Raw genomic sequence first — 3,063 nt, forward strand, 5'->3', positions numbered from 1 at the left:
TTGGTTTGGTAGAGACGATAAATCGCGCTGCCGGATCGCTGCAAAAAGATCAGAACCTGAATGACATCCCGGACAAAACACAGGCGCGTAATGCCCTTCAACTCGGTACAGCAGCAACCGCAACACTAACAACGTCAACAACTGACGATACTACCGGGCGCGTACTGAAAGTAGGGGATCGAGGGTTAGGTAAAGGAACTATTCCCGCCCTTCGAGGATTTGATTTTAATCAGTATTGGTTTACTGCCGGGGAAACTCTGTTTATTGAAACCAACTCAGCGATTAATTTCCCTTCGGGAATGCCTGAATTTGCTAATACATATGTTTATGTGAATGTTGTCGGTATCCGTGATTCAAATAACGACTGCACACTTTTATTTTCCAGATATAACGCGAATGTAAGTTATTTGGTGTGGAGGATACAGGAAGGCGCTTCAAGAACATGGCAGGTTCGAAAAATCCCGGCAACCGCCGCAGATATTGGTGCCATTCCCAAAGATCCCATTGGAAAAATTGTAAATAACGGCACAATGGCTTCTGCATCCACGCCGGGGTGGTGGTTGGTGAGTCTTGATAAACCTGAAACGGTAGCTGATTTTCCCAAATACCCAAATGGTAACAGGCTATATAGCTATGGGTTTATGTTCGTTGCACGTTCAGGGAATATATGGCTGCAGCAATATTTCACGCATACAGGGGCAAGTGCCCATCGCCAGACATGGAATGGAGACATGTCAGAACAGACTCCGTGGGTTATCGACTACNCAGTACGGCAAACCCGCCGCCAGCCACAGATTTATCGGCTTATGCCACGCAGCAGTGGGTATTACAGAACTTTGTTCAGAATATTCGTGTCAGTGCAGCGCAAGAACGCAAGTTTTGGGACGGGAACGGATGGTCCGGCAATGACAGCGCATTTGCGACAGCTATATGGATGGTTGGGGGGAGTTCTAACGTTGGTGGCCTGCTTGTCCGATATGTTCAAAAACAGATTAACAACAATTGGTATAATATCACTGAATAAAAGGCAAAAATAAAATGCAGCATCTTAAAAACCTTAAAAAATACATACCAGATGATGAAGATAGCCTGTTTCTTATCAAGGAACATAATGTTGAGTTTTACATTTCAGAAGATGGAAGGGATTGGTATAAATCCCAGGCTGATTTCTCACCTGATACGTTGAAAATTGCTTATGATGAAACAGGTATTATTCGCAGTATTAGTAAGGATGTTTCAAGCATTTACCCGCGTGATTTTAGCATCGTTGAAGTTGATATTACAGAAGAGAACAAGAATGTAGATATTTTTGGTGGGTGGGTATTCGACAACGGAGAAATTAAGCCACGCCAATATTCGCAAGAGGAATTACGCGCACAGGCTGAAGCGAAGAAGACCGAGCTATTGTCTGCCGCTGCTGTCCCTATTGCGCCACTGCAAGATGCTGTCGATGAAGGAATGGCGACGGAAGAAGAAACCGCCGCACTGTCAGAATGGAAAAAATACAGGGTGAAGGTTATGCGTATTGATACGTCAAAACCTGAGTGGCCTCTGCTCCCGGATATTAAGGCCAGTTAATATCCGGAGCTGAAGACAAATCAAGGCGGCGCAATTTAGTGCGACTGGCCCGTAACGCCGCCAGTTCTGTTTCCTCTTCGGCTGAGATATCTCCATCTTTTTGCGCAGCTTCCAGCCAGTCAATACGTGCTGTCATCTCAGCCATGCGGCGGTCGCGTTCCGCTTCTGCTTGAGCCAGATAATCACAGATTTGCTGCAATTTACCGTCCTGATAAAACCAGTCAGCACCCAATTTGACGCGCAGATTAGCTTCTGTCGCCGGAAGTTCTACTACGCTCAGATTAACCGGGAAAAGAGCATGAATATTCGTCGAAAATGTTCTCACGCGACCATCATCGTCATAGCCGATTTTTAGCGTTGTGGATTCATCAAATAACTCAATAACGTCATACCAGTCGTTGCCCTTTTCATCACGTAAAAACATTACGTTCTGACCATCTATAATTTTTGGCCTGTCCGTAGTGTCTGGTGTATATGGGGTGAATTTGCCGAAGCGTTGCATTTTTATTTACCTTTAATTAATCACATACCAGGTGTTATTCACCTGTTTTCGTGTATAACGAACGATGAAATTACCGACGTTGCTGCTCCCACCAACCATATTAAAGTTGTACATAGCTGCGCCATCCGTCCCACGTGGATATCCCCAACCATCCCGGAATCCAACTTCAGCCGGTGCAGTCAGGTCGATATTCTGGACAAAGTTTTGTAATACCCAGGCTTGTGTTGCGTAATTATCCCTTGACTGGTAACGAGCATCAAAGTTTGCGTAGCTGCCAGGAAATATCTGCCCCCCACATTGCCAGTGCCCATTTTCATCCAGATAAGCTTGCCCATCAGTTCCATTTTCTGTACGGGATTTATTTATCATGTAAATGCCGAACTGATGATTACCCAACCCGCCAAGAATAAAATGTCTGTCAGGGTGTTCCTGCCTGACAATTGCCGATGCACCGTCCTTATCAACAGGTGTAACGCTGGAAAAACAAATCTGCTCGCGCATGTAAATCCAGCTTCCCGTTGAGCCAAATATCTGCACAGCACCAGGAACAATTCTCATCACCTGACGACTATTGGAATAAGCATCAAGAACGCCGTCACCATTCTGTTTAAAACCGGTGTCGTTGTCGCCCAAAGCAATTGAGTTACCGCCGAGGGCGTTCGTTGTTCCAATTCCCAGGCTCCCATTAATAACAGCGCCAACGAGAACATTCAAAAGACCCAATTTAAGCGTCATAAGGTCTTTGGTTGTATTACCTGCAACAGTACGCCATTTGAAATACTCGTCCCCATTATCACCTGTTTCAAACCACATATAAGAATCAGCGTCTGAATCCGATTCATTTTTGAACCCGATCTTCGCAAAATCCGTGTTTCTAACCCAGGCAAGGATAGAGTCATTATCGAATGTCAGACCACCAGTCATGTGATCGCCAGATTTTTGCAGTGCCCCGGCAGCGCGATTTATGGTTTCTACTAAACCAA

At 45.3% G+C, this 3,063-nt stretch carries 2 protein-coding genes and 2 pseudogenes; 2 read left to right on the forward strand and 2 right to left on the reverse strand.

What is annotated here, in order from left to right; genetic code table 11:
• Both FDX22_RS31960 and FDX22_RS24005 read left to right on the forward strand, forming a co-directional pair.
• Positions 1 to 1,037: pseudogene (locus FDX22_RS31960) on the forward strand (hypothetical protein); the annotation flags it as partial.
• Position 1,038: 1 nt separating this feature from the next.
• Positions 1,039 to 1,578, forward strand: coding sequence for a tail fiber assembly protein (locus FDX22_RS24005; RefSeq protein ID WP_146717893.1), 540 nt, complete (start codon positions 1,039 to 1,041; stop codon positions 1,576 to 1,578).
• Here FDX22_RS24005 and FDX22_RS24010 read toward each other — a convergent pair.
• Together FDX22_RS24010 and FDX22_RS24015 are read right to left on the reverse strand one after the other, a co-directional pair.
• Positions 1,565 to 2,080, reverse strand: a complete 516-nt coding sequence (locus tag FDX22_RS24010) for a tail fiber assembly protein (protein ID WP_249360885.1) — start codon at positions 2,078 to 2,080, stop codon at positions 1,565 to 1,567. The genes FDX22_RS24005 and FDX22_RS24010 overlap by 14 nt on opposite strands.
• Positions 2,081 to 2,092: 12 nt before the next feature.
• Positions 2,093 to 3,063: pseudogene (locus FDX22_RS24015) on the reverse strand (phage tail protein); the annotation flags it as partial.

It is taken from the genome of Citrobacter sp. TBCS-14, assembly GCF_005280805.1.
In the GTDB taxonomy this organism is placed as follows: domain Bacteria; phylum Pseudomonadota; class Gammaproteobacteria; order Enterobacterales; family Enterobacteriaceae; genus Citrobacter; species Citrobacter gillenii.